Genomic DNA, 12,306 nt, shown 5'->3' with positions numbered 1-12,306 from the left:
CGGGCCGGCATCAGCCGGTCGCCGCGTCCCCGGCATCGAAGTACAGCGTGGCGACCACGCCGCGCTCGGCGCCCGGCACCACGCGCACCTGCCAGCCGTAGAGCCGGCACAGGCGGCGCACGATGGACAGGCCGATGCCGCCGCCGTGGGTGTGCGCGGCGTGGCTGCCGCGGTAGCCGCGCTCGAACAGGTGCGCGGCGTCCTCCGCGCTGAGGCCCGGCCCGGAATCGATCACGTCGACCGCGTTGTCGTGCAGGCGGACCACGATCGTGCCGGCCATGGTGTACTTCACGGCGTTGCCGATCAGGTTGCCCAGCGCAACCGAAACCGCCGCCTCCGGCGCGTCCACCATCAGGCGCCCGGCCTCGCCCTCCAGGCGCAGTTCCAGCGCCTTGCCGCCGAGCTGCGAACGATGGGCCTCCAGCAGTTGCTCGGCAACGCGGCAGACATCGGTGCTGCCATGTCCGCGCTCGGCGCGCGAGAGCAGCAGCAACGCGCTGATCAGGTCCGTGCACTGCTGTTCGGCACGCTGGATGCGCTGCAGGCGTGCCAGCGTCTTGTCGTCGACGTCGGGGCGCGACAGCAGCAGCTCCACCGCGCCCTTGACCACCGCCAGCGGCGTGCGCAGCTCATGGCTGACGTCGGCGTTGAACTCCCGGTCGCGTTGCACCACTTCGGTCAGGCGTGCGGCGTAGTCGTCGAGCGCGGTCGCCAGCTCGCCGACCTCGTCGTCGGGGAAATGCGGCGCCAGTGCGCCGGGGCGTGCGCTGTCGCCGGATGCGCCGAGGAGGTTGGCCAGCTCCGACACCGGCCGCATCACCCGCGATGCCGACCACCAGCCGATCACGCCGGCCAGCATGGTGAACAGGACCACCGCGGCGATCAGGATCAATTTGATCCGGGCGCGCACCTCGGCGGTATTGGTCATGTCCTGGGCAAGGAAGAACCAGTACTCCGCGTCCTTCTTCACCACCAGCCGGTAGACGAACGGCTCGCCGTCCTCCTCGCCGGTGATGTTGTACACGCCGGTCTCGAGCTCGGCCCAGTCCGGCGGCACGTTGTGCAGCCGCCCGGGGCCATAGACGATCGCGCGCACGCTGCTCAACGGCGCCCACTCGGCGCTGCGGTCCTTGTAGAAGCGCTCGGCGTACTCGTCGACGTTGTGCTTGAGCACGCTGCCGACGGTCTGGTCCTCCACCACCGCGCCGACGAAGACGGCGGCGATCGCGAACATCGCGGTCAGGCCGAGCCCAAGCAGGACGAACGAGAGGATGATCCGGCTGCGCAGCCGCCGGCGGTAGCGCCTCCGGCCGAATGCCTTCGGCGAAGGCGCGTCGCCCTCAGCTTGGGACATCGGGCACGGCGATCCGGTAGCCGATGCCGTGGCGGGTCTGCACCAGCTGCGTGGGGAAGGGCTTGTCGATCACCGCGCGCAGGCCGTGGATGTGCACGCGCAGGCTGTCGGAATCCGGGAGCTCCTCGCCCCAGACGCGGGTCTCCAGCTCCTGGCGGGTGACCACCGCAGGCGAGGCCTCCATCAGCGACTGCAGGATCTTGAGCGCCGTGGGATTGAGCTGCACCAGCTTGCCGCCGCGGCGCACCTCGAGGGTGTCGAGGTTGTACTCGAGGTCCCCGACCTCGAGTACGCGCGTCTGCACGCCCTTGCCGCGGCGCGCCAGGGCATTGAGCCTGACCTCGACCTCCTGCAGCGCGAAGGGCTTGATCAGGTAGTCGTCGGCACCGGAATCGAAGCCGGCAAGCTTGCTGTCGAGGCTGTCGCGAGCAGTCAGCATCAGCACCGGCGTCTGCTTTCGGGCCTCGTTGCGCAGCTTGCGGCAGACTTCCAGGCCGTCCATCCCGGGCAGGTTGAGGTCGAGCACCACGGCGTCGAAGTCGTGGACCACCGCCAGGTGCAGGCCGGTGACCCCGTCCGCGGCGAAATCGACCGTGTGACCGCGGTCTTCGAGGTAATCGCCGATGTTGGCGGCGATGTCCTGGTTGTCTTCGATGACGAGGATGCGCACTGGAACCTCAGGTTTCGGTGGGACGGGACATGGCCCTGGGATTGTTCTTCATGAAGTCCCTGGCGGCCTCCGCGGCGCGACGGCGGTCGCCCACGGTCATGCATACGTTGGTGGACATGTTTGAACCGGTGACCTTCTCACGCCTGCAGACCATGCGGCTGTCCGCATGGGCGCGCGACAGCAGCGTGTTGATCCGCTCCTGCTCGTTGAACACCTGGATTTTGGTGTTGTGCGGAAGCTGGTCCACGCTCCCGGCACTGCTGGCCAGCAGGCTGGTGATGCGTGCCAGCGACGCCTTGACGACCTGCGCGTCATCGGCCGCGATCTCACTGTAGGTCTCGCCATCGTCCAGGGCCTTGATGATGGCGTCGCGCTGGGCATTGAACGAGCTGCTCAGGTCCAGCCCATTGCCGGGCTGGAAGGCTTCGCCGCCTGCACTGATATTTGCGACGGCCGGAGCCGACACGAGCAACGCCAGAAGGAACAACAGAACCGGTTTGTACATTTCGAACCCCCGAAGTGATGTTGGAGTGGGACGCGGACAGCCCCGTACCGTGGGGCTGCAGGCCGATTGATTCTGCCTGCCCGCCAAGACTCGCACAATTGCGGGCACAAAATGGCCCGGGCGAAAACTTCGCCCGGGCCCAAGTAGGTGTTGACCCGATTGACCACAATCCACAGCTGACGACTGGAGAGTTCCGAAGCACGCGAAACACGTTGCTCGTGGGCAAAGCTACTCGCGGATTGATTAAAGGGGCGTTAAATTCCCGTCAAATTTCGTTTCTGGGGCGCTCGCCTCGCACGCGTCCGCGAGGCCATTCCCGCCCCGATGGCCGCCGCCGCGACGAATTCGATGATCTTCCCCGCGACATCGACACCGGTGGAACGCTCGATGCCTTCCAGGCCAGGCGAGGCATTGACCTCCAGCACCAGCGCGCCGCGCGCGGAGGACACGAGGTCGACCCCCGCCACGCCCAGGCCCAGTACTTTCGCCGCGCGCACGGCCACCGCCGCCACGTCCGCATCCACCGCAACGGCCTCGGCGCTGCCACCGCGATGCAGGTTGGCGCGGAAATCGCCTTCGGGCGCCTGCCGCCGCATCGCCGCAACCACTTCGTCGCCCACCACCAGGCAACGGATATCCGCACCGCCGGCCTCGGCGATGAACTCCTGCAGCAGAAAGGTCGCATACAGGCCGCGCAGCGCATCAACCACCCCGCGCGAAGCCGACGCCTTCTCGGTCAGCATCACCCCGCGCCCCTGGGTGCCTTCGGTGAGCTTGATCACGTGCGGCGGCGCGCCGAGCATCGCCAGCAGGTCGTCGGTATCGTCGGGGTTGTCGCCGAACACGGTCACCGGCATGTCGATGCCCTGCGCTGCCAGCAGCTGGTGGCAGCGCAGCTTGTCGCGCGCGGCCATGATCGCCGCCGACGGGTTGGGCGTATGGCAACCCATCAGTTCGAACTGGTGCAGGACGGCGTTGCCGTAGCGGTTGATCGAAGCACCGATACGCGGGATCACGGCGGTGTAGCCGGCCAGCGACTGCGCCTTGTAGCGCAGTGCGAAGCCCTCCTTGCCGATGCGCATGTAGCAGCGCAACGGATCCAGGACCCGGGCGCTGTGCCCGCGCTGGCGCGCGGCCTCGACCAGGCGACGGGTCGAATACAGTTTGCCGTTGCGCGACAGGATGGCGAGCTTCATCGACGTGGCGCCTGGACGTGGCCGTGGGGGAATGGCTCAGCGGGCGATCTTGGCCGCGGTATCGAGGTACTTCCGGCCCTGCGCCCTCACCGTGTCGACCTCGTAGCGCTCCGACGCCACGTGCACGGCTTCCAGCGTTTCGGCCAGGTCATCGAGCTCCGACGCGATCTTCTCCAGCGCGTTTTCGAGGGTATAGGTCAGCTCGTGGATTTTCGCCGTGTGTTCCGGCCGCATGTCGTCCTCGGCCAGGACCGCGGCCAGCTGCGCGTTGTAATTCGCGAAGTTGGCCAGCGCCTGGTCAAGCGTGGCCGAGGCCTCGCCTTCGAAATGCTCTGGGCGCTCGTCCGCATGCGCGGTGCCGCAAAGGCCCAGCGCAAGCAAGGGGCCGGCAAACAACAGGGACAGGTTTTTCATGGTGACTCCGGGCGTGGGGACAGCAGATGATAATGAATCCCATTACCAGATGCATGCACGTCGGCGACCGCAGGTCGCCCGCGAGTTCCATGGGCCGGGAGGAAATGGAGCGGGTGAAGGGAATCGAACCCTCGTCGTAAGCTTGGGAAGCTTCTGCTCTGCCATTGAGCTACACCCGCATCTGGTACAAGTCTAGGGCCCGGTCGCGGGCCTTGGCAACGCCGCGCGTGCACGCCGGCCGGGCCGGCCGCACGGACTGGCCGCGCGGCGGGCCGGGACTCAGAAGCCGGCGCCGACGCTGGCGAACACCATCGCGTGCTTGCCACGCTTCTCGCCGCTGTTGACGCTGGCGCCGATGTTGGCGTCCATGCCGAACAGCTGCGTGCGCGCGCCGAAGGTCAGGGTCACCCAGGACTGGTCGTACTCGACGCCGGGCACGGCGTAGGGCAGCGAGCCGGTGACCGACTGCGAGCGAGCGAAGGCCTGCGTGGCCTCGTCCTCGAATTCGCGGTCGACGGTCAGCCGCGCGTAGGGCTGCAGGTGATCGTGGATCTCGTAGGCGAGCTGCCAGCCGGCGCTGCCGACCGTGGAATCGAATTCCTGGTCGAGGTAGCCCAGCGAGGTCGACAGCGCCGGGTCGCTCTCGTTGAAGCCGTCGATCTCGATCTGCTGCATGACCACGCCAAGCACCGGACCGTGGCGCAGCGCGCCTTCGCCGAACTCCCAGCCGCCCTGCAGCGCCAGGCCGAGGTTGCTGCCGTCGGTCGAGCCGGTGTGCGTGCGCAGCGCCGGGCCCAGGGTCACCTGGCGCTCGATGTCGAAGTCCAGGCTGGTGTAGCTGAGCTGGCCGTTGATCCAGCCGCCGGCGTCGCTCTTCCAGCCCAGGTAGCCGCCGACCGAAATCTCGGCCTGGTCCCATTCGCCGCGGCGCTTGCCCCAGTCATTGGCCTGCGCGCCGTAACCGATGAAGCCGCCATAGACGAGGCTGTCGTTGCCCCAGTCCATGCCGACCGTCAGCGCCGGGCCGGCGCCGTCGTAGTGGTCGCCGTGCGCATAGCGCTGGAAGTCCCCGCGCAGGTCGGTCCACCAGCGCGAACCCGCAGCATCGCCGCGGCCGGCGATCTGCGCGTCCACGCGCGCGGCGCGGTTGCGGCCGGTGCCTGCGGCCGAATGCGGCAGGACCGCCATCTGGCGCGGGCCTTCGATCGCGGCCATGGCCAGGTCGGCCAGCGCGCGGTGCGCGCCGCTGGCGGGATGCACGCCGTCTGCGAACAAATAGGTCTGCGGCGCGTCCGGGCTCACCAGGCTGGTCGGGTTGCAGGTCAGCGACTGCGCGGTGATCTGCGGCATGCAGGCGGTTCCGGTGACATTGCCGATCCCGAACATGGCGGGATTGGCCGTCACCTCGCGCAGGAAGCTGAAGGCGTCGACCGGGATCACGCTCAGGCCGTTGGCCGCCAGCGCGCCGAACAGGGCCTCGTTGTACATGGTCGAAAGCGCCGTGGCCTGCGCCTGCGCGCCCGGGCCCTGGGCGATCTGCGCCGGGGTCAGGCCGAGGTCCGGGATATTGGGCACCAGCACGTAGCGCGCGCCCGCAGCCTGCAGGCTGCCGATGATCCCGACCTGCGCCGCCACCGCGCCGCCGATGATCGCCTGGGCATTGGCCGGGTCGGCGGCGACTGCGAACAGGTCGTTTGCACCGCCCCAGACCGTATACAGGGCATCCGCATCGGCGCGGCCGCCGTTGGCGGTGAGGTAGGCCGTGGCCTGCGTCGCCAGCGACGGCGTGAATCCGAGCGCGCCGTTGACGTCGACGCCGTTGCGGGAGCCACCGGCAGCGTAGTTGTCGCCGGACTGGCCATTGCCGTTGGGCGAGGCGTCGGTGCCGTAGTGCTGCGCCAGCCACTGCGACCAGACCAGGCCCGGATTGGTGGTGAACTGCCCGGTGACCGCCTGCACTTCTGGCGGCAGCAGCGGCCGGAAATAGCCGGCATCGGTGAGGCTGTCGCCGAAGAACACCGTCTGCGAGAACGGCTGGTCATTGGCGACGGCGGCCACCGGCAGCGCGGCCAGCGCGAGCGCGACAGTCAGCAGGGTGCGACGGAGGGTGCGGGGCTTCGGCATCGTGGATTCCTTGCGGGGGGGATATCAAGGCGCCTGCGCCCGATATGAATCCGCCATCTTTCCACGCGGGCGGCGTGCCACTCAATGTGCACTGCGGCAACACCGGGGCGCGGACATGCAATCGCACCGCCGGCGGGCGACAATGCCCGCCATGAACATCATCCTCAACGGCGAAGCCCAAACCCTTCCCGGCCCCTGCACTGTCCTCGCCCTGCTTGAATCCAACGAGCTGGCGGGGCGCAAGGTGGCGGTGGAAGTGAACGGCACCATCATCCCGCGCAGCCTGCACGCCGAACACGCGCTGAAGGCCGGGGACCGGATCGAGGTCGTTCACGCCCTGGGGGGCGGCTGAACGGCAACGCTTGCGCAATAATGGCGCAATGACCAGTCCAGACAATTACGGCGACGACGCCCTCGTCATCGCCGGCACGCCCTTCCGCTCCCGCCTGCTCACCGGCACCGGCAAGTTCAAGGACCTCGACGAGACCCGCCTGGCCACCGAGGCCGCGGGCGCCGAGATCGTCACCGTGGCCATCCGCCGCACCCCGCTCTTCAACCGCGCGGCCGGCCAGGACCCGGGCGAGCCCAACGTGCTCGACGTGCTGCCGCCCGACCGCTACACCATCCTGCCCAACACCGCCGGCTGCTACACCGCCGAGGAAGCCGTGCGCACCCTGCGCCTGGCCCGCGAACTGCTGGACGGCCACAAGCTGGTCAAGCTGGAGGTCCTGGGCGACCGGAAGACCCTGTACCCGGACGTGGTGCAGACGCTGAAGGCCGCCGAGCTGCTGGTCGCCGACGGCTTCGACGTCATGGTCTACACCTCCGACGACCCGATCCTGGCCAAGCAGCTGGAGGAGATAGGCTGCGTGGCGGTGATGCCGCTGGCCGCGCCCATCGGCTCCGGCCTCGGCATCCAGAACAAGTGGAGCCTGCTGGAAATCATCGACAACGCCCGAGTGCCGATCATCGTCGACGCAGGCGTTGGCACCGCGTCCGACGCCGCGATCGCGATGGAGCTCGGTTGCGACGGCGTGCTGATGAACACCGCCATCGCCGGCGCGCGCGAACCGGTGCTGATGGCGCACGCCATGAAGCTCGCCGTCGAGGCCGGCCGCGCCGCCTTCCGCGCCGGTCGCATCCCGCGCAAGCGCTACGCCAGCGCCTCGTCCCCGGTCGACGGTCTCCTTGGCTGATGACCCTCGCTCCCGCCCCTGCAGGAGCAGCTATGGCTGCGATTGCCTTCCCGTCCGGGACAGCCGGCAATCGCGGCTGTAGCCGCTCCCACAAAAGCCGGTGTCCCGCGGCGTGACCGATCCGTTCTCGAGCCCTGGTTCCAAGGCGCCGCCGAAGCCGTTCACGGTCGAAGACGGCAATCGCCGCGTGCGCAGCTTCGTGCTACGCCAAGGCCGGTTCACGCCCGCGCAGCAGCGCGCCTTCGATGACCTGTGGCCGCGCTTCGGGCTGGATTACGCCGGCACCCCGCGCGACTTCGACGCCGCCTTCGGCCGCAGCGCGCCGCGGATCCTGGAGATCGGCTTCGGCAACGGCGAGGCGCTGCGCCATTCGGCCGCGCACGACCCCGCGCGCGACCACATCGGCATCGAGGTCCATGCGCCCGGCGTCGGTCGCCTGCTCAACGCGCTCGCCGAAGACGGCAGCGACAACGTCCGCGTCTACCACCACGACGCGGTGGAAGTGCTGGAGAACGAGGTCGCCGATGCGGGCCTCGACGAAGTCCGCATCTACTTCCCCGATCCCTGGCACAAGAAGCGCCACAACAAGCGCCGGCTGGTGAATCCCGCGTTCGCCGCGCTGCTGGTGCGCAAGCTCGCGCCCGATGGCCGCTTGCACCTCGCCACCGATTGGCACGACTATGCCGGGCAGATGTGGGACGTACTCGACGCCACGGAGGGCCTGCGCAACCGCGCCGGCGCCCGCGGCCACGTGCCGCGGCCGATGTGGCGCCCGCAGACGCATTTCGAAAGCCGTGGCCAGCGCCTCGGCCACGGCGTGTGGGACCTGCTTTATGACAGGGTGCCCCACGACGGGATGCTCGACGAAAGCAGGCCGCACGGCAGGACCGGGGACTAGACGCAGGACATGGAGACGCTGGCCCTCACCACCGACATGAAGCTCGTCCTCGGGCTGGTGGCGATGGTGATGGGGCTGTTCCTGTTCGAACGCGTGCGCGCCGACCTGGTGGCGCTGGTCGTCCTGGTGGTGCTGGGCCTGACCGGCCTGGTCGCACCCGAGGACATCTTCAACGGCTTCTCGTCCAACGCGGTGATCAGCATCATCGCGACCATGATCCTGGGCATGGGCCTGGACCGCACCGGCGCGCTCAACCGCCTGGCGGCCTGGCTGCTGCGGCGGTCCAAGGGCGCAGAGAAACGGCTGCTGCTCTACACCTCGGCGATCGCCGGCCTCAACTCGTCGTTCATGCAGAATCCGTCGGTGATGGCGCTGTACCTGCCGGTCGCCTCGCGCCTGGCCTCGCGCACCGGCCTGCGCCTGTCGCGCTTCCTGCTGCCGATCTGCGCCGCGATCATCATGGGCGGCTCGCTGACCATGGTCGGCAACTCCCCGCTGATCCTGCTCAACGACCTGCTGGTCGCGGCCAATGCCAACCTGCCCTCCGGCGTGGCCACGCTCGAGCCGCTGCCGATGTTCGCGCCGCTGCCGATCGGCCTGACCCTGCTGGTGCTCGCGCTGGCCTATTTCCATTTCTTCGGCGACAGGCTGCTGGGCGGCGGCGGCGAGAGCGACGGCAGCGTGACCCCGGCGCGCACGCAGAGCTACTTTGCGCGCGCCTACGGCATCGAGGGCGACGTCTTCGAACTCACCGTCAGCGCCGACAGCCCGCTGGTCGGCATGGCGCTCGGCGAAGCCGAAAGCCTGCACGGCGCGCCGCTGCTGCTGGCGCTGAAGACCGGCAACGACTCGCGCCTGGCGCCGCCCGCGGACGCCCGCATCTGGGTCGGCAGCGTGATCGGTGCGATGGGTCCGCGGCAGCAGATCGCGGACTTCTCGCAGAACAACATGCTGCGCATGTCGAGCCGGCTGCGCGAGTTCGGCGACCTGTTCAACCCCAGCCGCGCCGGCATCTCCGAAGCCGTGGTACCACCGACCTCGAAATTCATCGGCAAGACCCAGGCCGAACTGGCCATGCGCAAGAACTACGGCATCAGCCTGCTGGCGGTGAACCGCGACAAGGAGGTGCTGCGCGAGGGCATCCGCAACCTGCCGCTGCGCGCCGGCGACATGCTGGTCCTGCACAGCATCTGGCAGGACCTGGCCAAGACCGCGGCCAACCGCGACTTCGTGGTGGTCACCGACTATCCCAAGGGCGAGCAGCGGCCGCACAAGTTCAAGATCGCGATGGCGATCTTCGCGGTCACCATCCTGGTCGCCCTGGGCTCGGACCTGCCGACCTCGATCGCCTTGATGACCGGCGTCGCCGGCATGTTGGTCTGCGGCGTGCTGAAAATGGACGAGGCCTATTCGGCGATCAGCTGGAAGACGGTGTTCCTGATGGCCTGCCTGATCCCCCTGGGCTGGGCCATGGACACCAGCGGCGCGGCGGCCTGGATCGCCGGCCACACGATCGAAGAGCTGCCCAGCGGGCTGCCGGTGTGGGTGATCCAGCTTACCGTGGCCGCGCTGACCTCGGTGTTCTCGCTGGTCATCAGCCACGTTGGCGCGACCATCGTGATGGTGCCGCTGGCGATCAACCTGGCGCTGGCCGCAGGCGGCGACCCGACCGCGTTCGCGCTGATCGTGGCCCTGTCGGCTTCGAATAACCTGGTGACCGCATCCAACCCGGTGGTGTCGATGGTGACCGGCCCCGGCGACTACTCCGCCCGCGACCTGTGGCGCGTGGGCGCCGCACTGTCGGCGGTTTACCTGGCGGTGGTGGTGACGCTTGTGAACCTGATTTTCTGAGCGACCCGACCGGTAGCTGCCCCCCTCATTCCGGGCGATCAGCGTCTCCGGAGGGACCGGTCGCAGCTATAGCTGCTCCTACAAGAGCGCGTCAGGGCGTGGCGGCAAGCCAGACGGCACCGTAGCGCACTTCGACGGCCACGGCGCGCAGGGATTCGCCGCGGCAGGGGCCGGCTTCGCAAACGCCACCCACGGTCTCGAAGCTGGCGCCGTGCACGGCGCACACCAGCAGCCCGTCCTTCGATTCCAGGAAGCGACCAGGCGCCCAGTCCAGGCGTCGCCCGGCATGCGGGCAGATGTTCAGCCAGGCACGCACGTCGCCACCGGCATCGCGATGGAGGATGACCGATTCAGCGGCGCCGTCGACCAGGGCCTCGGCTTCCGCGAAGCCCCCGGCGGCCAGCGCGTCGAGCGTCAGCAGCGGCGCGGTTTCACCGGCGGTTAACGTTTCACTTACATCTTCCGGAGCCATGGCCCTGATACTCACGTCATCACCAAGTCCTCACATTCTGGCATTACCGCATGATCAACAGCAGCTTCCGCACCTTCCACGCCCGCTTTGATGCGAGCCAGCTCGGCGCCATGTTCGCGCCGCGCAAGCCGCGGCATCCGCTGTTGCGCATGGCGGTCGGCCTGCTTGGCCTGGCGCTTCTGGCCATGCTGCTGGTGCTTGGCGTGGTGGTCGGCACGGCGATGCTCGCGGCTGGCCTGGTCCGGCGCATCTTCAGCCGTCGCGGCAAGCCGCAGGCGCGCGTGGGTACCGTGGTCGACGCCGAATACCGCGTCGTCGACAAGCCAGCGCATACCCTGCCCTACTGAGCGCCAGCGCGCGCCCGTTCCTGGAGCCATTCATGACCGACGTGATCCCCGCGCCGGCGCCGGTCCGCGTGCCCGTGCGCGGCGGTGGCCAGTTCCCCGTGCGCCGCGTGTACTGCGTGGGCCGCAACTTCGCCGACCACGCCCGCGAGATGGGCGCTCAGGCACCGGCCTCGAAGGCCGAACGCGGCAGTCCGGTGTTTTTCATGAAGCCCGCCGATGCCGCGACCACCGGCAGCACCATCCATTACCCGCCCGCCACTGCCGACCTGCACCATGAGGTGGAGCTGGTGGTGGCGCTCGGCCGCGATGCGCCCGATGGCGTGCTGGATCCCGCCACCGCCACGGCGCTTGTGTTCGGCTACGGCGTCGGCCTGGACCTGACCCGCCGCGACCTGCAGGCCGCGGCCAAGAAGGCCGGCCTGCCCTGGGACACCGGCAAGGGCTTCGACGAGTCGGCGCCGCTGAGCGAACTGGTTCCTGCGGCAGACATCGGCGAACTGGCTTCGCGACGCCTGTCGCTGGCCGTGAACGGCGTCGAGCGCCAGGCCGCGCCGCTGTCGGACCTGATCTGGGACGTGCCCGACATCCTGCACGAGCTGTCGAAGCTCTATGCCCTGCGCGCCGGGGACCTGGTGTTCATGGGCACCCCGGCCGGGGTGGCCGCCCTGGTCCCGGGCGACGAATGCGAGGCCCGCCTGGACGACGCCATCGTGCTGCGCTGCCGGATCGCGCCGGCGCGTGTAGTCTGACCATCGCCACCAACGGCAAGACCAGGGAGAACGCGATGGGCATGATGAGTGAGTTCAAGGAGTTCGCGATGCGCGGCAGCGTCGTCGACCTCGCCGTCGGCGTGGTCATCGGCGCCGCGTTCGGCAAGATCGTGACCGTGCTGGTGGACAACGTGATCATGCCGCCGATCGGCATGCTTATCGGTGGAGTCGACTTCTCCGAGCTTGTCCTCACCCTCAAGGCCGAAACCGTGGACGCCGCCGGCGAAGTGGTGCCGGCGGTGGTGATCGGCTACGGCGAGTTCATCAACGCGCTGATCCAGTTCGTGATCGTCGCCTTCGCGATCTTCATGGTGGTCAAGGCGATCAACCGCATGAGCCGCAAGCCCGAAGAAGCACCGGCTGCGCCCGAGGAGCCGTCCGAGGACGTACTGCTGCTGCGCGAGATCCGCGATTCGCTGAAGCGATAGCGCGCCCGCCCACCGGGCAGGACTTCACGCACATCGACACGGAGCCGCAGCTTGTTAAGCTCGCGGCTTCGTCCTTTCAGT

At 68.6% G+C, this 12,306-nt stretch carries 14 protein-coding genes and 1 tRNA gene; 7 read left to right on the top strand and 8 right to left on the bottom strand.

Annotated elements, in window-relative coordinates; translation table 11 throughout:
- Positions 1–10: 10 nt before the first annotated feature.
- The 7 genes from ACW7G5_RS01640 to ACW7G5_RS01610 all read right to left on the bottom strand — a co-directional run bounded on the left by ACW7G5_RS01640 (position 11) and on the right by ACW7G5_RS01610 (position 6,263).
- Entirely contained in the window at positions 11–1,354 is a 1,344-nt protein-coding gene (locus tag ACW7G5_RS01640; RefSeq protein WP_457001250.1) for a sensor histidine kinase, read from the bottom strand.
- The gene (locus ACW7G5_RS01635) at positions 1,341–2,024 is read right to left on the bottom strand and encodes a response regulator transcription factor (protein WP_343256111.1); all 684 of its coding nucleotides are present in this window, start codon (positions 2,022–2,024) and stop codon (positions 1,341–1,343) included. The genes ACW7G5_RS01640 and ACW7G5_RS01635 overlap by 14 nt, the downstream gene beginning before the upstream one ends.
- Before the next feature lie 7 nt (positions 2,025–2,031).
- The gene (locus tag ACW7G5_RS01630) at positions 2,032–2,529 is read right to left on the bottom strand and encodes a hypothetical protein (protein WP_457001248.1); all 498 of its coding nucleotides are present in this window, start codon (positions 2,527–2,529) and stop codon (positions 2,032–2,034) included.
- A gap of 254 nt (positions 2,530–2,783) precedes the next feature.
- Positions 2,784–3,725 carry a 30S ribosomal protein S6--L-glutamate ligase gene (gene rimK / locus ACW7G5_RS01625; RefSeq protein ID WP_457001246.1) on the bottom strand — a complete coding sequence of 314 codons (942 nt, stop codon included), beginning with the start codon at positions 3,723–3,725 and terminating at the stop codon, positions 2,784–2,786.
- Positions 3,726–3,761: 36 nt separating this feature from the next.
- Positions 3,762–4,139 carry a DUF6746 family protein gene (locus ACW7G5_RS01620; protein WP_457001244.1) on the bottom strand — a complete coding sequence of 126 codons (378 nt, stop codon included), beginning with the start codon at positions 4,137–4,139 and terminating at the stop codon, positions 3,762–3,764.
- A 105-nt stretch (positions 4,140–4,244) separates the two neighbouring features.
- Positions 4,245–4,318, bottom strand: a tRNA-Gly gene (locus ACW7G5_RS01615).
- A gap of 100 nt (positions 4,319–4,418) precedes the next feature.
- A complete protein-coding gene (locus ACW7G5_RS01610) occupies positions 4,419–6,263 on the bottom strand; it encodes an autotransporter domain-containing protein (RefSeq protein WP_457001242.1) in 1,845 nt (614 codons plus the stop codon).
- A gap of 151 nt (positions 6,264–6,414) precedes the next feature.
- Between ACW7G5_RS01610 and thiS the strand changes: the two genes are divergently transcribed.
- The 4 genes from thiS to ACW7G5_RS01590 all read left to right on the top strand — a co-directional run bounded on the left by thiS (position 6,415) and on the right by ACW7G5_RS01590 (position 10,208).
- Entirely contained in the window at positions 6,415–6,615 is a 201-nt protein-coding gene (thiS, locus tag ACW7G5_RS01605) for a sulfur carrier protein ThiS (protein WP_457001241.1), read from the top strand.
- A 28-nt stretch (positions 6,616–6,643) separates the two neighbouring features.
- The gene (locus ACW7G5_RS01600) at positions 6,644–7,459 is read left to right on the top strand and encodes a thiazole synthase (RefSeq protein WP_457001239.1); all 816 of its coding nucleotides are present in this window, start codon (positions 6,644–6,646) and stop codon (positions 7,457–7,459) included.
- A 112-nt stretch (positions 7,460–7,571) separates the two neighbouring features.
- Complete coding sequence (gene trmB, locus ACW7G5_RS01595) at positions 7,572–8,357, top strand: tRNA (guanosine(46)-N7)-methyltransferase TrmB (protein ID WP_457001237.1); 786 nt, start codon at positions 7,572–7,574, stop codon at positions 8,355–8,357.
- A 9-nt stretch (positions 8,358–8,366) separates the two neighbouring features.
- Complete coding sequence (locus ACW7G5_RS01590) at positions 8,367–10,208, top strand: SLC13 family permease (protein WP_457001235.1); 1,842 nt, start codon at positions 8,367–8,369, stop codon at positions 10,206–10,208.
- Between the two features lie 91 nt (positions 10,209–10,299).
- Here the strand turns inward: ACW7G5_RS01590 and ACW7G5_RS01585 are convergent, their stop codons facing one another.
- A complete protein-coding gene (locus ACW7G5_RS01585) occupies positions 10,300–10,680 on the bottom strand; it encodes a Rieske (2Fe-2S) protein (protein WP_457002809.1) in 381 nt (126 codons plus the stop codon).
- Positions 10,681–10,730: 50 nt separating this feature from the next.
- Here ACW7G5_RS01585 and ACW7G5_RS01580 point away from each other — a divergent pair, with 50 nt between their 5' ends.
- Genes ACW7G5_RS01580 through mscL form a run of 3 tightly spaced genes read left to right on the top strand, consistent with a single transcriptional unit; the run spans position 10,731 to position 12,225 of the window.
- Positions 10,731–11,027 (top strand): hypothetical protein, encoded by a 297-nt coding sequence (locus tag ACW7G5_RS01580; RefSeq protein WP_457001233.1) that lies wholly within the window; start codon positions 10,731–10,733, stop codon positions 11,025–11,027.
- A 32-nt stretch (positions 11,028–11,059) separates the two neighbouring features.
- The gene (locus ACW7G5_RS01575; protein ID WP_457001231.1) at positions 11,060–11,776 is read left to right on the top strand and encodes a fumarylacetoacetate hydrolase family protein; all 717 of its coding nucleotides are present in this window, start codon (positions 11,060–11,062) and stop codon (positions 11,774–11,776) included.
- Between the two features lie 35 nt (positions 11,777–11,811).
- Entirely contained in the window at positions 11,812–12,225 is a 414-nt protein-coding gene (mscL, locus tag ACW7G5_RS01570) for a large-conductance mechanosensitive channel protein MscL (protein WP_457001230.1), read from the top strand.
- The last annotated feature ends 81 nt before the right edge of the window (positions 12,226–12,306 follow it).

Source organism: Luteimonas sp. A501 (assembly GCF_054052085.1).
The sequence above is the reverse complement of the archived record's forward strand: the minus strand, read 5'-3'. Positions and strand labels throughout refer to the sequence as shown.

What these genes read in the sequence shown, in the direction of transcription:
- ACW7G5_RS01610 (WP_457001242.1), bottom strand. Translation starts at nt 6,263, where the DNA reads ATGCCGAAGCCCCGCACCCTCCGTCGCACCCTGCTGACTGTCGCGCTC.
- ACW7G5_RS01585 (WP_457002809.1), bottom strand. Translation starts at nt 10,680, where the DNA reads ATGGCTCCGGAAGATGTAAGTGAAACGTTAACCGCCGGTGAAACCGCG.
- ACW7G5_RS01580 (WP_457001233.1), top strand. Translation starts at nt 10,731, where the DNA reads ATGATCAACAGCAGCTTCCGCACCTTCCACGCCCGCTTTGATGCGAGC.
- ACW7G5_RS01600 (WP_457001239.1), top strand. Translation starts at nt 6,644, where the DNA reads ATGACCAGTCCAGACAATTACGGCGACGACGCCCTCGTCATCGCCGGC.
- mscL (WP_457001230.1), top strand. Translation starts at nt 11,812, where the DNA reads ATGGGCATGATGAGTGAGTTCAAGGAGTTCGCGATGCGCGGCAGCGTC.
- ACW7G5_RS01630 (WP_457001248.1), bottom strand. Translation starts at nt 2,529, where the DNA reads ATGTACAAACCGGTTCTGTTGTTCCTTCTGGCGTTGCTCGTGTCGGCT.
- ACW7G5_RS01620 (WP_457001244.1), bottom strand. Translation starts at nt 4,139, where the DNA reads ATGAAAAACCTGTCCCTGTTGTTTGCCGGCCCCTTGCTTGCGCTGGGC.
- rimK (WP_457001246.1), bottom strand. Translation starts at nt 3,725, where the DNA reads ATGAAGCTCGCCATCCTGTCGCGCAACGGCAAACTGTATTCGACCCGT.
- ACW7G5_RS01640 (WP_457001250.1), bottom strand. Translation starts at nt 1,354, where the DNA reads ATGTCCCAAGCTGAGGGCGACGCGCCTTCGCCGAAGGCATTCGGCCGG.
- ACW7G5_RS01590 (WP_457001235.1), top strand. Translation starts at nt 8,367, where the DNA reads ATGGAGACGCTGGCCCTCACCACCGACATGAAGCTCGTCCTCGGGCTG.
- thiS (WP_457001241.1), top strand. Translation starts at nt 6,415, where the DNA reads ATGAACATCATCCTCAACGGCGAAGCCCAAACCCTTCCCGGCCCCTGC.
- ACW7G5_RS01575 (WP_457001231.1), top strand. Translation starts at nt 11,060, where the DNA reads ATGACCGACGTGATCCCCGCGCCGGCGCCGGTCCGCGTGCCCGTGCGC.